At 72.6% G+C, this 15512-nt stretch carries 15 protein-coding genes; 7 read left to right on the forward strand and 8 right to left on the reverse strand.

Annotated features, from left to right (window positions below; all coding sequences use genetic code 11):
* Nucleotides 1-100: 100 nt before the first annotated feature.
* The 3 genes from FB388_RS27320 (at nucleotide 101) to FB388_RS27330 (ending at nucleotide 3388) form a co-directional block, all read left to right on the forward strand.
* The gene (locus FB388_RS27320) at nucleotides 101-922 is read left to right on the forward strand and encodes a 4Fe-4S dicluster domain-containing protein (protein ID WP_246122602.1); all 822 of its coding nucleotides are present in this window, start codon (nucleotides 101-103) and stop codon (nucleotides 920-922) included.
* Nucleotides 922-1947, forward strand: coding sequence for an NrfD/PsrC family molybdoenzyme membrane anchor subunit (nrfD, locus tag FB388_RS27325; protein WP_142104998.1), 1026 nt, complete (start codon nucleotides 922-924; stop codon nucleotides 1945-1947). The genes FB388_RS27320 and nrfD overlap by 1 nt, the downstream gene beginning before the upstream one ends.
* Nucleotides 1948-2017: 70 nt before the next feature.
* A complete protein-coding gene (locus FB388_RS27330) occupies nucleotides 2018-3388 on the forward strand; it encodes an amidase (RefSeq protein ID WP_142104999.1) in 1371 nt (456 codons plus the stop codon).
* A gap of 126 nt (nucleotides 3389-3514) precedes the next feature.
* Here the strand turns inward: FB388_RS27330 and FB388_RS27335 are convergent, their stop codons facing one another.
* The 3 genes from FB388_RS27335 to FB388_RS27345 all read right to left on the reverse strand — a co-directional run bounded on the left by FB388_RS27335 (nucleotide 3515) and on the right by FB388_RS27345 (nucleotide 6997).
* Nucleotides 3515-4387 (reverse strand): endonuclease domain-containing protein, encoded by an 873-nt coding sequence (locus FB388_RS27335; RefSeq protein ID WP_142105000.1) that lies wholly within the window; start codon nucleotides 4385-4387, stop codon nucleotides 3515-3517.
* A gap of 169 nt (nucleotides 4388-4556) precedes the next feature.
* Nucleotides 4557-5678 (reverse strand): L-cysteine desulfhydrase Cds1, encoded by a 1122-nt coding sequence (gene cds1, locus FB388_RS27340; RefSeq protein WP_281290479.1) that lies wholly within the window; start codon nucleotides 5676-5678, stop codon nucleotides 4557-4559.
* Between the two features lie 8 nt (nucleotides 5679-5686).
* Complete coding sequence (locus FB388_RS27345) at nucleotides 5687-6997, reverse strand: alkaline phosphatase PhoX (protein ID WP_142105001.1); 1311 nt, start codon at nucleotides 6995-6997, stop codon at nucleotides 5687-5689.
* Between the two features lie 526 nt (nucleotides 6998-7523).
* Here FB388_RS27345 and FB388_RS27350 point away from each other — a divergent pair.
* The 3 genes from FB388_RS27350 (at nucleotide 7524) to FB388_RS27360 (ending at nucleotide 9293) form a co-directional block, all read left to right on the forward strand.
* Nucleotides 7524-8315 (forward strand): coiled-coil domain-containing protein, encoded by a 792-nt coding sequence (locus FB388_RS27350; protein WP_142105002.1) that lies wholly within the window; start codon nucleotides 7524-7526, stop codon nucleotides 8313-8315.
* A gap of 134 nt (nucleotides 8316-8449) precedes the next feature.
* Nucleotides 8450-8863, forward strand: coding sequence for an STAS domain-containing protein (locus FB388_RS27355; protein WP_142105003.1), 414 nt, complete (start codon nucleotides 8450-8452; stop codon nucleotides 8861-8863).
* Between the two features lie 136 nt (nucleotides 8864-8999).
* Complete coding sequence (locus FB388_RS27360; RefSeq protein WP_142105004.1) at nucleotides 9000-9293, forward strand: WhiB family transcriptional regulator; 294 nt, start codon at nucleotides 9000-9002, stop codon at nucleotides 9291-9293.
* Between the two features lie 47 nt (nucleotides 9294-9340).
* Here FB388_RS27360 and FB388_RS27365 read toward each other — a convergent pair whose 3' ends face one another.
* The gene (locus FB388_RS27365) at nucleotides 9341-9856 is read right to left on the reverse strand and encodes a hypothetical protein (protein WP_142105005.1); all 516 of its coding nucleotides are present in this window, start codon (nucleotides 9854-9856) and stop codon (nucleotides 9341-9343) included.
* A gap of 309 nt (nucleotides 9857-10165) precedes the next feature.
* Here FB388_RS27365 and FB388_RS27370 point away from each other — a divergent pair, with 309 nt between their 5' ends.
* Nucleotides 10166-10885 carry a FadR/GntR family transcriptional regulator gene (locus tag FB388_RS27370; RefSeq protein ID WP_142105006.1) on the forward strand — a complete coding sequence of 240 codons (720 nt, stop codon included), beginning with the start codon at nucleotides 10166-10168 and terminating at the stop codon, nucleotides 10883-10885.
* Here FB388_RS27370 and FB388_RS27375 read toward each other — a convergent pair.
* From FB388_RS27375 to FB388_RS27390, 4 genes are read right to left on the reverse strand one after another with little or no spacing between them, the layout of a single operon-like run.
* Nucleotides 10878-12278 carry an Nramp family divalent metal transporter gene (locus tag FB388_RS27375; protein ID WP_142106327.1) on the reverse strand — a complete coding sequence of 467 codons (1401 nt, stop codon included), beginning with the start codon at nucleotides 12276-12278 and terminating at the stop codon, nucleotides 10878-10880. The genes FB388_RS27370 and FB388_RS27375 overlap by 8 nt on opposite strands.
* Nucleotides 12279-12329: 51 nt before the next feature.
* Nucleotides 12330-13835: a tripartite tricarboxylate transporter permease gene (locus FB388_RS27380; protein ID WP_142105007.1), complete on the reverse strand. Its 1506-nt coding sequence runs from the start codon at nucleotides 13833-13835 to the stop codon at nucleotides 12330-12332.
* A gap of 6 nt (nucleotides 13836-13841) precedes the next feature.
* Nucleotides 13842-14333, reverse strand: coding sequence for a tripartite tricarboxylate transporter TctB family protein (locus tag FB388_RS39645; protein ID WP_170225853.1), 492 nt, complete (start codon nucleotides 14331-14333; stop codon nucleotides 13842-13844).
* The gene (locus FB388_RS27390; RefSeq protein WP_211362236.1) at nucleotides 14330-15346 is read right to left on the reverse strand and encodes a tripartite tricarboxylate transporter substrate binding protein; all 1017 of its coding nucleotides are present in this window, start codon (nucleotides 15344-15346) and stop codon (nucleotides 14330-14332) included. Before FB388_RS27390 ends, FB388_RS39645 begins: the two co-directional genes overlap by 4 nt.
* Nucleotides 15347-15512 lie beyond the last annotated feature (166 nt).

Raw genomic sequence — 15512 nt, forward strand, 5'->3', positions numbered from 1 at the left:
CGGCACCGTCGCGGACCCGACCGCGGGGTTCAGCAGCAACGTCGGCACCGCGATCACCACGCCGACGAGCGGGCAGACCGACCGGGCCACGTGGATCGGGATGCCGGATGAGCGCCCCCCGCGGCTGGGCTTCTTCACCGACACGTCGGTGTGCATTGGTTGCAAGGCCTGCGAGGTGGCCTGCAAGGAGTGGAACCTCGTCCCGGCCGACGCGGGACCGACCGGCAGCGGCTCGACGCGGATGGCCGACCTCGACCTGCTCGGCATGTCCTACGACAACACCGGGCACCTCGGCGCCAGCACCTGGCGCCACGTCGCCTTCGTCGAGTCCCACCACAGCAGCGGGCCCCAGAAGGGCGACGTGCGCTGGCTCATGGCCTCCGACGTCTGCAAGCACTGCACCCACGCCGCGTGTCTCGACGTCTGCCCCACGGGCGCGCTGATGCGCACCGAGTTCGACACCGTCTACGTGCAGCCCGACGTCTGCAACGGCTGTGGCTACTGCGTGCCGGCCTGCCCGTACGGGGTGATCGACATCCGGCCGGACGACGGCCGCGCGTTCAAGTGCACGCTCTGCTACGACCGCACCAAGGACGGCCTCACACCGGCGTGCGCCCAGGCATGTCCCACCGAGTCCATCCAGTTCGGCCCGCTGGACGAGCTGCGCGAGCGCGCCGACCGGCGGCTGGAGCAGCTGCACGTCGCGGGCGTCGCCGAAGCGCAGCTGTACGGGCGCGACCCGGACGACGGCGTCGGCGGGGACGGCGCGTTCTTCCTGCTGCTCGACGAGCCCGAGGTGTACGGGCTCCCGCCGGACCCCGTCGTCACCACGCGGGACCTGCCGGCGATGTGGAAGCGCGCCGCGCTCGCCGCCGCCGGGCTCGCGGCCGCGGTCGCCGCGTCGTTCCTCGGGAGGAGCTGATGGGCCGCCGTACCCGCGTGCGGGGCTCGATGGTGCCGGAGGCGGAGTTCAGCTCCTACTACGGCCGCCCGATCCTCAAGAAGCCGACGTGGAAGAACCCGGACGTGCCGCTCTACCTGTGGGTGGGCGGCATGGCGGGCGCCTCGTCGGTGGTCGCCGCCCTGGCCGACGCGACCGGTCGGCCGGTGCTGCGGCGGGGCGGCCGGCTCGTCGCCGCAGGCGGGGCGGCCGTCGGCACCGTCGCGCTGGTTCACGACCTCGGCCGGCCGGCCCGGTTCCTCAACATGCTGCGGGTGTTCAAGCCGACATCGCCGCTGTCGGTGGGCTCGTGGATCCTGAGCCCGTTCGCCGCGGCCGCGTCCGCCGCGGCGGCGTCGGAGATCACCGGCATCGCGCCCGCGCTCGGCCGGCTCGCCGGCTGGGGCGCCGCGGCGTTCGGACCCCCGCTCGCCAGCTACACCGGCGTGCTGTTCGCCGACACCGCCGTCCCGGCGTGGCACGAGGCCCACGGCGAGCTACCGGTGCTGTTCGCGGCGAGCGGCGCGGCGGCGGGCGCAGGCGCCCAGCTCGTCGTCACCGGGCTCGCCGGGGCCGCGCGCCGCGAGCGCATGCCCGTCGTGCGCCTCGCCGTGGCCGGCGCCGCAGCCGAGCTCGCCGCAGGAGAACTGCTCGAACGCCGGCTGGAGCGCGTCCCCGGCGGTGTGGTGGACGCCTGGCGCACCGGTAAGGCCGGCCGCTGGAACCGGCTCGCCCGCGTCCTGACCGCGGCCGGCGGCATCGGGGCCCTGCTCGCCGGCCTGCGCGGGCGGCCGGGCCGGGTGGCGGCCGTCGCGTCCGGTGCGGCGCTGGCCGCGGGGTCGCTCGCCACCAGGTTCGCCGCGTTCGAGGCCGGCCTCGCTTCCGCCGCCGACCCCGGGCACGTGGTCGCGCCCCAGCGAGCCCGCCTCGCCGCGGAAGGCCCCGCGAGCGCCGACGGCTCGTGGCTCGCGGGAGAGCGCGCCACCCGCCCGGTGCCGCGCAGCTGACACCCCCCGACCGGGGGTCTGCCCGGCGGGTCCTCCCCATGATCAGCGCTTTTGCTGCCATGGTTGGGAGATGGACGCCCTCGACCTGACCGGGCTCACCGCAGCAGAGATCGTGTCGCGAGTGCGTGACGGGCGCAGCAGCGCGGTCGACGTCGCCCGCGCCCACCTGGCCAGGATCGCCGAGCACGACCCGGAGGTCGGCGCCTTCGCCGAGCACGACCCGGACCGGGTGCTCGCCGAGGCAGGCGGTGTCGACGCACGTGCCGACCGCTTCGCGCTCCCCCTCGCCGGGGTGCCGGTGGCCGTACCGGACGACGTCGACGTCGCGGGCTACCCCACCCGCCACGGGTCGAGCGCCACGTCCCCCGACCCCGCCCGCCGCGACGACGAGCTGGTGAAGCGGCTGCGCGCCGCGGGCGCCGTCGTCGTCGGGAAGGTGCGGATGCCGGAGCTGGCCGCGTGGGCGTTCACCCAGGCCACGCAGGCGGCGCCGCGCAACCCCCTCGACCTCTCCCTCGACCCGGGCGGCTCCGGCGCCGCCGCGGCCGTCGCCGCCCGGATGGCGGTGCTGGCCATGGCCACCGACGGCGGCGGCGCGGCCCGCGTGCCCGCGGCCTGCTGCGGCCTCGTCGGGCTCAAGCCCGGCCCGCACGTGGTGCCGCTGCCCCGCGGCGCCGACGAGCACTGGTGCGGGCTCGGCGCCACCGGCCCCATCGCCCGCACCGCCGAGGACGCAGCGCTGATGCTGAGCGTGCTCGCGGGTGACGCGATGGACCTGGACGTTCCGGGGCCGCGCCGCATCGCGCTCTCGCTGCGCGGACCGTGGCCGTCCCGCGGCCTCCACCCCGACCACCGGGCCGCCGCGATCGGGGCGGCCGCCCGGCTGCGCGCCGGCCCGGGCGGTGCCATCGTCACCTTCGCCGACCCGCCCTACCCCCGCGGGCTCGCCACCCAGTGGATGCGCCGGTGGCAGGCGGGCGTCGCCCTGGAGGCCGACGCGCTCGACCTCGACCTGGGCTCCGCGGAGCGGTGCACCGCCACCGTCGTGCGGAAGGGCCGCCGCGTCCTGCGCCTCACGCCGCCCCGGCCCGACACCGCCGCCGCGTGGCGCGAGCGCGTGCTCGGCTGGATGGACGAGGGCGAGTACGACGTGCTGCTCGGCCCGGCCACCGCCCAGCCGCCGCTGCGTGCGGGCGAGATGCTCGGGCACGGCTACACCTCGAGCCTCCTCACCACGGCCACCAGGCTCTCCTGCGCACCCGCCTGGAACCTCGCAGGCCTGCCCGCCGTGGTGGCACCGGTCCTGATCGGCGGCCGCCCGGTGGGCGTGCAGCTGGTCGGCCGCCCGGGCGCGGAGGCAGAGCTGCTCGCGGCAGCGGCGAAGCTGGAGCGCCGCGCGGTGCCGGTGGCGCGCGCGGCGGCACCGAGGGTCTACGCCTAGCGAAGATCGCTCCGAGATCCGGTGCATCGCCCTGGCGAGGACGAAAACCGGGGTTCGGGATCGATCGATCGTTCCGACCTACATGTGAGCGCCCTCTGAGGGGCGCTCGGGCGCATTTCGGAAAGATCACACTGCTGGGAGCCCTTGCTCCTGCGCCGCGCGGTGCAAAGCGTCGCGCACCGTCGAGGCGATCCACCACGGCCGTCCGAGCACCACCGCCGCCCGGAACCTCATCACCAACCAACCGCAGCGGCCCAGATAGGTGGCGCGGTGCAGGTCGCGAAGGGCCCGGTCGGGGTCCAGGTGGTCGCGGCCGTCGTACTCCACGGCCACCATCAGCTCCGGATACGCCATGTCGAGCCGGTACGGGCCCACCGGGTGCTGCAGCACCGGCGGTGGGAGACCGGCGAAGTGCAGCGCCAGCCTGATCCGGGTCTCCATCGGCGACTCGGCGAACGGGTTCGAGAGCGCCACCACCTCCGGGAGCTGCGCGGTGCCGCGGCTACCCAGCCGACGCCGGGCCATCAGCAGCATGTCGGCCGGCACGATCCCCTGGGCGAACGCCAGCGCGTCCACCGCGACGACCGCCTCGACCAGCGGCAACCGGCGCGCGAGGTCGTAGGCGGTGCGCAGCGGGCCCGTGACGGCGCACCCGACCACCTCGGTGACCTCGACGGACGCGAACTCGTCGCGCCGCACCAGCAGCCCGCGCCGCGATGTCATGCCCCCGCGAGCCACGACGACCTCGGCGGGAGCGCCGAGCGGCGCGCACGACGCCCCGAGCAGCTCAGCAGCGGAGAACCCGCCGAGCACGCCGCGGCCGTCGAGGAGGAGGTGGGCGGCACGGGAGCGCACCTCCAAGGTGATCTGGACGTCAGCTCGGATGTAGATCCCGGTGAAGAGGCGGCGGAAGCCCGGGCCTCTCAGCACCTTGGGCGTAACGAGCCCGGCGACGACGGCGGCGGTCCCCCGGAACGGCTGGCACAGATCGATCGGCATGGCCGGCACTGACGGTGGCGGGCACGAGTCGGTTCCATCGACGCCATGATCGTTCCGATATCCACTTCAACGCCCCGAGCGGGGCGGAAACCGTGCAATCGGATCGATCGATCTATCCGAGTCGTCCGGATTCACACTTCGGAAGGCGCTCGATCGGATCTCGGGACGATCATGCGGTCGCCGGCGGCACCCACTCCCCCGTCACGAAGAACCGCTCCAGCGTCGCCGTGTACGGCGCGAGGTCGATCCCCTGCCGCTGCAGCCAGCCGGCGTCGTAGTAGCTGTGCTGGTACCGGTCGCCGCCGTCGCAGATCAGCGTCACCACGCTGCCCCGCACCCCGGCCGCCAGCATCCGCGCGACCAGCTGCCAGACGCCCCACAGGTTGGTGCCGGTCGACCCACCTGCCCACCGGCCGGTCACCTCGCGGAGGTGGCGGACGGCGGCGATGCTCGCGGCGTCCGGCACCGGGATCATCAGGTCGATCACGGTGGGCACGAAGCTCGGCTCCATCCGTGGGCGCCCGATCCCCTCGATCCGCGAGGGCATGCCGGTGGCGTAGTCCGGCGCGCCGGTCGTCCAGCCCGGGAAGAACGCGGAGTTCTCCGGGTCGACGACGGCGAGGCGGGTGGGGTGGCGGCGGTAGCGCAGGTAGCGCCCGATCGTCGCCGACGTCCCGCCGGTGCCTGCGCCCACGACGATCCACTCCGGCACCGCGAAGCGCTCCATCGCGAGCTGCTCGAAGATCGACTCGGCGATGTTGTTATTGCCCCGCCAGTCGGTGGCCCGCTCGGCGTAGGTGAACTGGTCGATGTAGTGCCCGCCGCACTCGTCGGCCAGCCGCTGGGCCTCCGAGTACATGTCCGGCGCCTTGTCGACGAAGTGGCACCGTCCGCCGTAGCGCTCGATCAGCGCGATCTTCTCCGGGCTCGTGCTGCGGGGCACGACCGTCACGAACGGCACCCCGATCAGCTGCGCGAAGTAGGCCTCCGACACGGCCGTCGAGCCGGAGCTCGCCTCGACCACCGTGGTGCCCTCCACGATCCAGCCGCTCGTCAGCGCGTAGAGGAAGAGCGAGCGGGCGAGGCGGTGCTTGAGGCTGCCGGTGGGGTGCACCGACTCGTCCTTGAGGTACACGTCGATGCCCCACCCGGGCGGCAGGGGGAAGACGTGCAGGTGGGTGTCCGCGGAGCGGTTGGCGTCGGCCTCGACGCGCCGGATGGCCTCCGTGACCCAGGCGCGGGTGCGGTCGCAGGAGCGGTCGACGGGTTCGGACCCGGTGCCGGTCAACACCGCGCCAGTCAACCCCACGGACCGGTGATGGCGAACATCGTGCCCGGCACCTGCAGGTTGGCGAACAGCACCCGGCCGTCCGCGCTGAAGACGGGGCCGGTGAACTCGCTGCCGCGCTCGCCGCGGGCGAGCCGGAACGTCGAGCCGTCCTCGGACGCCCCGACGAGGTGGTTGGTCCCGTCACCGTCCTCGGCGATGATCACGCCGCCGTGCGGCGAGACGCTGATGTTGTCCGGGCCGTCGCCGCCGTCGTCCTGGCCCGTGAACAGGAGTCGCAGTGTGAACGTCGACCGCCACGGGTCGTAGAACCACACCTGCCCGCGATGGCTGGTGGAGAAGCTCGACACGATGTACGCGCCGCCGTCGCCCCACCAGGCCCCTTCCAGCTTGTGCGCGCGGGTGACGCGGCCGTCGTCGAGCTGCCTGCGCACGGACTGCTCCCGGCCGTCCCGGTCGGGCACCTCCACCCACTCCACGGCGTAGGTGGTTCCCGCGGACGACGCCCGCGACAGGTCGTCGACGTGCGCGCCGCCCTCGTCGGTGCAGCGCATCGCCGCCAGCACCCCGTCGGTGTCGCCGAGCCCGCGCAGCACCCCACGGCCGGGCCGCACGCCCTGCGGTGGCACCCAGCGGTAGACGAGCCCGTTCGGTGCGGCCGCGTCCTCGGTGAGGTAGATCTCGCCGGTGGCGGGGTCGACCGCGAGCGCCTCGTGTGAGTAGCGGCCGAGCGCCTTCACCGGACGCGGATCGCGGATCGCGGCCCGGTCGAACGGGTCCACCTCGAAGACGTAGCCGTGGTCGCGCTCGTACCCGCGGTCACCGGCCCGTGCCTCCGTCTCCTCGCACGTCAGCCAGGTTCCCCATGGCGTCACTCCACCCGCGCAGTTCGTCGACGTGCCGGCGACACCGACGCGCTCGGACACCCGCCGCCCCGCGGCGTCGGTCGTGACGATCGTGCACCCGCCGGCCGCGCCCGGGTCGTAGACCAGCCCGTCGAGGTGCGGCACGGCCAGCTCCGTGCCCGCCCCCTCGCGGATCTCGTGGTTGAGCACGAGCACGGTTCCGCCGCCGGCGACGGCGAACGCGCCGGTGCCGTCGTGGTTGCGCGGAGTGGGCTCGCCGGTGTCCAGCCTCGTGGCGCCGGCCTCGCTGACGACCGCGTAGGTGAACCCCTCCGGTAGCGCGAGCCGCCCAGCGGGGTCGTCGACGAGGGGCCCGTACCCGGCCGGTGGGGCCGCGACCCGCAGGAGGTCCGTGCTCCCGGCCAGGAGGATCCCGGCCGCCGACCGCCGGAGGAACGCACGCCGTGACAGCCCCATGGGACCGATGAAATCGGACGGACCGCCGAGGTGGTGGGACGCCGGCCCCGAAGTCGCTCGCCCGCGTGACCGCCCCTCCTACCGTGACCGTCATGACCGAGGGAGGGCTGCGCGAGCAGTGGCGCCGGGACGCGCTCCTGCTCGGTGCGATCGGCCACCGGTTCGAGGACGTGGAGTTACCTACAGTGATCACTTGATTACCGAACGAACTCGCCGAGCGTGCCGCGGCGGCATGGGACCGGGGAGGACGTCGGCCCGCTCGCGCGCGAGGACCGCCGGGCGGGCGATGACGTGGTGGTCGAGCTGGGCGTGGGCTGATCGCGCAGGCACTGGACGCCGCCGAGAACGCCGCCGAGGACGTCGCCGACCAGGCCTGAGCTGCGCGGGCCGCAGGCCGCGGCCCGGCGACCGCACGTCCCGCAAGCCCGTGCGCTGCGGCAATGCGCTACACCGTCGACCGCAGAGAGACCCCCGCCCGCCGACGCCGAATGGAGGAACACCGGTTCGAGCGAACACACTACCGGGCGTGACGATCAGCACCCCCCAGAACTCCGTCCACAACAGTGGGGGCGTCCCGTCCCCCGCCGGAGCGTCGTTCGACATCGTCCGCCGCGGCTACGACCGCGACCAGGTCGATGCGCAGATGCGCGACCTCCGTGACCGCGTCAACGCCGCCGAGACCCAGCGCAAGGCGGCCGAGCAGCACGCTCGCGCCCTCGAGGGCGAACTGCGCAACGCCCGTTCCCAACAAGCCGACGGCCCGATCTCGCAGGACAGCTTCGGGTTCCGCGCGGAGAAGATCCTGCGGCTCGCCGAGCACGAGGCGGCCGACGTCCGCAGCCGGGCCGCCAACGAGGCCACCGCGCTCGTCGAGCAGGCCCGTGCCGACGCCGAGCGGCACCGCCACGAGGTCGAGCAGAAGCTCATCGCGCGCTCCGCCGAGCTCGACCAGGAGGCTGCGCAGCGCAACGTGGCCATCCAGGAGCGGGAGCAGCAGGCGGCCGCCATGCTCGCAGCCGCCCGCGAGGACGCCAGCCGCATCACCGACGACGCGCGCGCCGCCGCCGACAAGGTCCTCTCCGAGGCGCAGGCCCGCGCCAAGGAGGTGCTCAACCGCAGCGACCAGGACCTCAAGCGCCGCCGGGAGGCCGCCGAGCAGGAGCTGCGCCGCATCGGCTCGCTCCACGAGGGCGTGCGGAACGAGATGGCCCGGCTGCACAAGCTCCTCGGCACCGAGCTCGGCGAGAGCCTCACGCGGACCAACAACAACAGCACCAAGGACTCCGCGGACCGCAACGGCGTCACCGCTCGCGCATAGCCGCGACCGCTGATCGTCCGTTCCGATCCGCACCTCCCCCGCGGGCGGCCTGGACGGGTCCCTCTGCCGACCCGTTCGGGCCGCCCGCCGCTCCAGGTGGCACGCGAGGCCCCGGAGCCTTACGGTTGCGTCCGATGTCCGAGACGCGCGAGAACCTGCAGGCGGACCCCTCGTCAACGCGACGCGGGGGTGACACCGACGACCAGATCACGCTGACGACCACCCGCCCGGCTACCGGGCAGGTCGTCATCAAGGTCGGCGGTGAGGTCGACATGCTCACCTCCCCACAGCTGCGCTTCGCGGTGCTCGACCAGTTCGAGCCCGACGCCGGGGTGGAGCTCGTCGTGCTCGACCTCGACGGAGTCACCTTCCTCGGCACCAGCGGCCTGGCGGTGCTCATCGAGGTGCGCGAGGCCGCCCACACGGCCGGCGTGGAGCTGCGGCTGGCGTGCACCGCACGTCGCGTGCTCCGGCCGCTCACGATCGCCGGCCTGATCCCCCTCTTCGACATCCACGACTCGGTGGAGCGGGCACTCGCCGCGACCTGACGAGTAGCGAACCGCCTCAGATGTGAGCTGGCTCACATCTGAGTAGTCCGCGCCCTCACGCGTTTGGTCGCCCATGCGCCTGGGAAGAAGCACCTCGATCGCCCGGAACGTCGGGCACGAACGACAAGAGGTGACGATGAGCGACGTTTCGCGGCTCCCCGGCCCCATGGACCACGCGTGGCAGTGGCAGCGTCTCGGAGCATGCCGGGGTATGGACAGCGGCGTCTTCTTCCACCCTGACGGAGAGCGCAACCCCTCGCGCGCACGGCGCACCGCACAGGCCAAGGAAGTCTGCCGGCGCTGCCCGGTGATCGAGCAGTGCCGCGAGTTCGCGCTCCAGACCAGGGAGCCGTTCGGAGTCTGGGGTGGCCTCGCGGAAGCCGAGCGACGGGTGATCCTCGAGCAGCGCGGCATCGCGATGGCGAGCTGAAGGTTCGAACGAGAAGGGCGGGTCCGGGAGGACCCGCCCTTCCTCCGTCAGTTGACGACGGCCAGCTCCAGGCCGCGGTAGCGCAGGAGCGGGATCCCGTACACCCGGGCGATCCGCTGCACCGCGCGCTCGACGACGCTGCGGGCCGGGTCGGCAGGCGCCGGGGCCAGGCAGTAGAGGCCCGGCTCCGGGTCGAAGCCCACCAGCTCGCTCAACGCGGCCACCAGGTCGCCCTCCGCGGTGGCGGGCAACGGGTTGGGCATGCCGAGCCGGTGCAACGCGAGGCCGGGCAGCTCGAGCCGGGCGGCGCTCGCGCGCAGCTCCTCACCCAGATCGTCGAGGTCGTCGTCCGTGTCGGACTGGGTGTCGTCGGCCGCCACGAGCAGCTCGACCTGTGCGAAGCCCGCGATGAGCTCGGCCAGGTGCGACTCGGGCCGCAACAGCTCCATCGGACTGACGGTGACCGCGACGGCACGGGACGCGGGAACGACCGAGCCGACCGTGGCGGGTACCACCATCGGCTCGGAGACCGGCATCTCCGGAACCGCGACCATCTGCAACATGTCCCCCTCGACTGGTCGCCACCCCGCCCCCCGGGACGGACGATCCGCTACAGAGTCAACTCCCACCCGAGCCCCCGGTACGGGGGTACCGCGGGTACGTACGCCGAGCGGCGGCGCGTGATCCGTGAGTGGCGCCTTACCCAGGGGTAGCCGGTGGAGCGGTCGGCGAGCGCCGTTCGGCGCTCTCACCTGCGCAGACTTCGCGTCCTCGATCCAGAAGGGCCGCCGGGTGGGTCCCGCACGCAGAGTAGGAGAAGGGTCACGCAGGCGCACCCGTCACGGTCGGGTCACCCCCTCTATGGTGGATGGATGCGCCCCGGGCGAGCTGACGTGGTGGCCGAGCAGCTGCTCGACCTCGTGCTCGACGGCACGTTCCCCATCGGCGGGCCATTGCCCAGCGAGTCCGAGCTCGCCGCCCGGTTCGGCGTCAGCCGGCTCACGGTGCGCGAGGCCATCCGCTCGCTGGTTCCCACCCGGGTGCTCGACGTGCAGCAGGGCCGCTCGACGCTCGTGAACCCGGCCGGCATGTGGTCCCCGCTGGACGGCAGGCTGCTCCTGGCGCGCAGCCGCACCGAAGGTGACCCGCTGCTGCTGCTGCGCAGGCTCCTGGAAGCCCGCCGGGCCGTCGAGGTCGCGATCGTCGAGCTCGCCGCCGTCCGCCGCGACGATTCCCACCTCGAGCGGCTGCGCACCTTGCACCAGAAGATGCTCGACGGCCACGCGCGCGGCGACGTCGCGGCCACAGCAGAGGCGGACCTGGCCTTCCACACCGCACTGTTCGAGGCCGCCGACAACGTCTTCCTCGATGCGCTGTTCGAGCCGCTCAGCTCGGTGCTGCGCGCGATGCGGGAGGAGACCTCGGCCGTGCCGGACTTCCGCAGCCACGCGCTCGACCGGCACGCCGCGATCCTGCGTGCGGTCGAGGCGGGCGACCCGGTGCGGGCGAGGGCCGCGATGGAGGCCCACCTGCAGCAGACCGAGGAGGACGTCGAGCGCTACCTCGACCCCGCGGCGCTGGGCGCTAGATGAACCCGATGACGTCCGCCAGCGAGTAGGCGCCGAGCAGCGCGATCGCGGTGCTGCTCACGGCGAGGCACACCGCGAAGGCCCGCCCGCCGTGCAGGCGTGGGTCCGTCTCGTTCCGCCGCAGCCAGTACACCGCCCACACCACTCCGATGAGGAAGATCCCGGTCATCACGCCCGCGATCTGCACCATGATCACCGGCGACTGGATCGTCAGGTAGATCACGGCCCACAGCAGGGGCAGCGCGACGGTGAAGATGCGGATCCACTTCAGCCGGGCGACGGGGTCCTGCCAGTCCAGCACGCCGAACGTGGCCAGCAGGTTGGTGTACATCCGCGCCCAGCTGGGGATCGCGGCCCACATCGTCGACCCGAGCACCGCGATCGCGCCGAGCAGGAAGACGACGCTCGCCCACTCGCCGAGGGTGTCGGTGTACATCCGGGACAGCGTGGTGATCATCGTGTTGCCCTGGGGGGCGAGACCCTGCGGGTGCAGCACTGCCGCACCCATCAGGTAGAACGCGATCGTCCCGAAGGTGTAGATCACCCAGGACACCATCGCGTCCTTGTACATCACCCGGATCCAGCCGTTCGCCCGCCGGACCCACGCCTCGCTGCCGTCGTTCGGGCCGACCCAGCGCGCGTAGCCCTTCTCCACGCACCAGTACGTGTAGAAGGTGATCTCGTCCGCGCCGACGCCGGTGATGCCGAACATCGCCAGGGCCGCACCGAGCGCGCCGGCCGGGATCAGGAACGCCAGACCGCTGCCGAGGTCGTCGAGCCCGTATGCGAACGGGGTGGCCGGAAGGCCGAGCGCGATGAGCACCGTGATGGCCGTGAACGTCACGACGAGCAGCGCTGCGCCGCGCTCGATCAGCGAGTAGCGGTTGGAGTAGAGCAGCGCGATGCTGGCGATGGCGAGGACCGTGGTCCAGAACAGCAGGGAGACGAACGCGAGCGGGTCGCCGCCGATCGGCAGCAGGATGCTGAACGCGACGGCCGTGCCGCCGATGATGCCGCCGAGCTGCAACAGCTTGGACAGGGCCAGCACCGCCCACAGCAGGTTCACCCAGCCGACCCCGAACAGCTTCGGGGGGACCTTGGCGTAGCCGGTGAGCGCGGGCTGACCGGTGGCGATCGTCCACCGCGCCAGCTCGATCTGCACCGCCACCTTCACCAGCGTGCTGACGATCACCAGCCAGAGCAGCACGAACCCGGCCTGCGCCCCCAGGGCCGTGGTCGCGATCAGCTCGCCGGACCCGACGATCGAGGCGCTGAGGATCAGGCCGGGGCCGAAGTAGCGCATGCTCGCCCGCCATCCGACGGGCGGCTCCTTGATGCCGTCCGCGGTGAGCGTGTACGGATCGGTTACGGCCGACCTCTCGATGCTCTCGGACATCGTCGTCCTCTCGGGCTCACTCATCAGATGTCTGGGGGATCGTCGTACCCATCACCCGGAAGCGTCAACCGCTGACCGTCGCCGCAGCAGGCCGCGCAGCACCGGGTAGAGCAGCACCAACACGGTCAGGACGAGCAGCGCCGCACTGATCGGCCTGGTCAGGAACTGGGTGAGGTCCCAGTCCGTCTTGATCACACTCTGCATGAAGTTCTTCTCGACGATCGGGCCCAGCACGAGCCCGAGCACCACCGGTGCCAGTGGGAAGCCCGAGCGCTCCAGCAGGTAGCCGAGCACCCCGAGCACCAGCATGATCACGATCTCGAGGTAGCCGTTGTTGATCGAGAAGGAGCCGACGACGCAGAACGCCACGATCACCGGCATCAGCACCGTCGACGGCACCCGCAGGAGCCACGCGCTGCCCCGGATCGCGAGGTACCCGAGCGGGATCAGCAGGAGGTTCGCCAGGATGAAGATCAGGTAGATGCCGTAGAGCAGCGGGGCGTCGTTCTCGAAGAGGACCGGCCCGGGCTGCACGCCCTTCACGAGCAGCACCCCGAGCAGGATCGCGGTGATCGTGTCGCCGGGGATGCCGAACACGAGCGTCGGGACGTACGCCGATGCGAGCGCTGCGTTGTTGGCCGAACCCGCCGACACGATCGGCGCGACGTGCCCCTCCCCCTTGCCGAAGAGGTGCCCCTCCTTCGAGGCGTTCTTCGTGGCGGCGTAGGAGACCCAGGCGGCGATGTCGCCGCCGGCGCCGGGCAGCGCCCCGATCACGCTGCCGATGGCGTTGCCGCTGACCATCCCGCGCCAGTACCGCCGGAGGGTGTGCACGGTCTCGCGGAACATGCCCTGCGTGCGCAGCCGCGCCACGTGCACCGGCCCGCCCGGCCGCAGCACGCCGCGCAGCACCTCGGACAGGCCGAAAAGGCCGATCATCGCCGGGATGAAGCTGATCCCCTGCAGCAGATCGGTGCTGCCGAACGTGAACCGGGCGTAGCCCAGCGCGATGTCGATCCCGACGGTGGCGAGGATCAACCCGATGAGCAGCGAGATCGCGCCTTTGACCTGGGAGCCCGCGGAGATGATCACCGAGGCGGTGAGTCCGAGCACCGCGATCCAGAAGTACTCGTACGAGGTGAACTGCAACGCGAACTCGGCGAGGAGCGGTGCCGCCACCATGAGCACCACCGCGCCTGCGATCCCGCCGATCACCGACCCGACCAGCGCCACCCCGAGCGCCCTCGCCCCGTGGCCGGCCCGGGTCTGCAGGTAGGCGTCCTCCGTGTAGGCGGCGCTCGCGGGGGTGCCGGGCATGCGCACGAGCGCCGAGGGCAGGTCGCCCGCGAAGATCGCCATCGCCGACATCGTGATGACCGCCGCGATCGCAGGCAGCGGGTCGAGGAAGAACACGAACGGCACCAGCAGGGCCGTGGCGAGGGTCGCCGAGAGCCCGGGGATGGCCCCGATGAACAGGCCGTACACCGCCGAGGCGAGCACCACGAGGATGAGGGTGGGGTCGGCGAGCATCCCCAGCGCCGTCGCGAGATCACCCATCGCCGGCTACCCGAACAGGCCCTGCGGCAGCGGGACGAGCAGCAGCTCCTCGAACACCAGCAGGATGAACCCGGTGGTGGCTGCTGCGGCGAGCACCGCCACCAGCGGACGCGCCCCGAGCAGCCACATCAGCAGGAACAGCAGCACTCCCATCGTCAGGAGGAACCCGAGCGTCTCGGCCAGCAGGACGTAGCCGACGACGAGCCCGAGCACCGCGAGCGCGCGCAGCCGCCCCCGCCCGGTGATGCCCGCGTCCGGGTCGGCCGCAGGCTCACCTCTGGCCAGCACCGCACGCACCACGAGCACCAGCCCGAACAACACCAGCAGCCCACCGACGATGCTCGGGAAGAGCGCGGGACCGGGCTGGCCGTCCGGGAGCTCCGGGAACGTGCGGACGTGCAGCACGACCGCTGCGCCGAGAACGGCGGCGAGCAGACCGCTGACCAGGTCGTGGCGCCACGGGATGCCGGTGGGCGCGGCGGTGGGATCGGCGGTCACCCCGTCAGCCCGGCGGCGCGCATGATCTCGCCCTTCTCGGCGTCCTGCTGGGCGAGGTATGCCCCGAAGTCCTGCGGCCCGCGCCAGACGATGCCGAAGCCCGCCGTGCGCATGAACTCCTCGTACGCGGGGCTGTGCACGATCCCGTCGAGGTGGCAGCCGAGCTCGCCGACCACGTCCTCGGGCAGGCCCTCCGGTCCGGCGATGCCCCGCCAGGCCGCCATCGTGAAGTCGATGCCCTGCTCGCGCAGCGTGGGCACGTCCGGGAAGTTCGGCAGGCGCTCCTCGGCCATCACGGCGAGGGCCTTCGCGCGCCCGGCCTCGATCATCGTGCGGTTCTCCACCAGGCTCGCCGTCGAGACGTGGACGCCGCCCGCCACCAGCTCCTGCAGCGCAGGCGCCGCACCCTCGCTCGGCACCCACCGGATCGCGTCGGGGGGCAGCGCCACCTCGAGCAGCATGCCGGCGCGCGCGAGGTCCCAGATCCCGCCCCGCCCGGTGCCGGACGCCGTGGTCGCCCCCGGCTGCGTCTTCGCCTCGGCGAGCAGCTGCTGGACGTCCGCCCACGGTGCGTCGGTCCGCACCGTGACGCCGGCCGGGTCGGAGTTCACCAGCCCGATCGGGGTGAGCTGCTCGAAGGTGAGGTCCGTCAGCCCCTGCCAGTGCATCATCGTTATCTCGACGGTGGCCATCCCGATCGTCGTGCCGTCGGGCCGGGCCGTGGCGATGGCACTGTGGCCGACCACCCCGCCCCCACCCGTCCGGTTGACGACGTTGACCTGCGTGTCGAGCCGCTCGGCCAGCTGCGTGCCGACGAAGCGCGCGACGCTGTCGGTGCCACCGCCCGCCGCCCACGGCACGATCAGCTCGATCGGGCGGCTCGGGAAGTCCTCGGAGGTGTCGCACGGTGACGCGGGGGCGCTGCTGTTGCTCGCCCCTCCCCCGCAGGCCGCCAGGACCATGCTGAGCGCGACCGGTAGAACGGCGAGACGGATGCGGCGGGTCAGCGGCATGGGTGACAGCTCCAGTCGACGATGACGGTGCGTGTCGATGATGTGCACCGACCGGAAACCGGTCAATCCCGTTCTTGAGCTACCAGTATTCGCGATGCGGATAATTCGGCCCCGGTGCCGCGCCCACCAGCGGCGTTTAGCAGAGTTGCCGTATGAGCCGTCCGAC

This window comes from Pseudonocardia cypriaca, from assembly GCF_006717045.1.
Classification (GTDB): Bacteria; Actinomycetota; Actinomycetes; order Mycobacteriales; family Pseudonocardiaceae; genus Pseudonocardia; species Pseudonocardia cypriaca.

Coding starts and splice junctions, on each gene's coding strand:
- FB388_RS27320 (WP_246122602.1), top strand. CDS start 101: ATGCCGGATGAGCGCCCCCCGCGGCTGGGCTTCTTCACCGACACGTCG.
- nrfD (WP_142104998.1), top strand. CDS start 922: ATGGGCCGCCGTACCCGCGTGCGGGGCTCGATGGTGCCGGAGGCGGAG.
- FB388_RS27330 (WP_142104999.1), top strand. CDS start 2,018: ATGGACGCCCTCGACCTGACCGGGCTCACCGCAGCAGAGATCGTGTCG.
- FB388_RS27335 (WP_142105000.1), bottom strand. CDS start 4,387: ATGCCGATCGATCTGTGCCAGCCGTTCCGGGGGACCGCCGCCGTCGTC.
- FB388_RS27345 (WP_142105001.1), bottom strand. CDS start 6,997: ATGGGGCTGTCACGGCGTGCGTTCCTCCGGCGGTCGGCGGCCGGGATC.
- FB388_RS27355 (WP_142105003.1), top strand. CDS start 8,450: ATGTCCGAGACGCGCGAGAACCTGCAGGCGGACCCCTCGTCAACGCGA.
- FB388_RS27360 (WP_142105004.1), top strand. CDS start 9,000: ATGAGCGACGTTTCGCGGCTCCCCGGCCCCATGGACCACGCGTGGCAG.
- FB388_RS27365 (WP_142105005.1), bottom strand. CDS start 9,856: ATGTTGCAGATGGTCGCGGTTCCGGAGATGCCGGTCTCCGAGCCGATG.
- FB388_RS27370 (WP_142105006.1), top strand. CDS start 10,166: ATGCGCCCCGGGCGAGCTGACGTGGTGGCCGAGCAGCTGCTCGACCTC.
- FB388_RS27375 (WP_142106327.1), bottom strand. CDS start 12,278: ATGTCCGAGAGCATCGAGAGGTCGGCCGTAACCGATCCGTACACGCTC.
- FB388_RS27380 (WP_142105007.1), bottom strand. CDS start 13,835: ATGGGTGATCTCGCGACGGCGCTGGGGATGCTCGCCGACCCCACCCTC.
- FB388_RS27390 (WP_211362236.1), bottom strand. CDS start 15,346: ATGCCGCTGACCCGCCGCATCCGTCTCGCCGTTCTACCGGTCGCGCTC.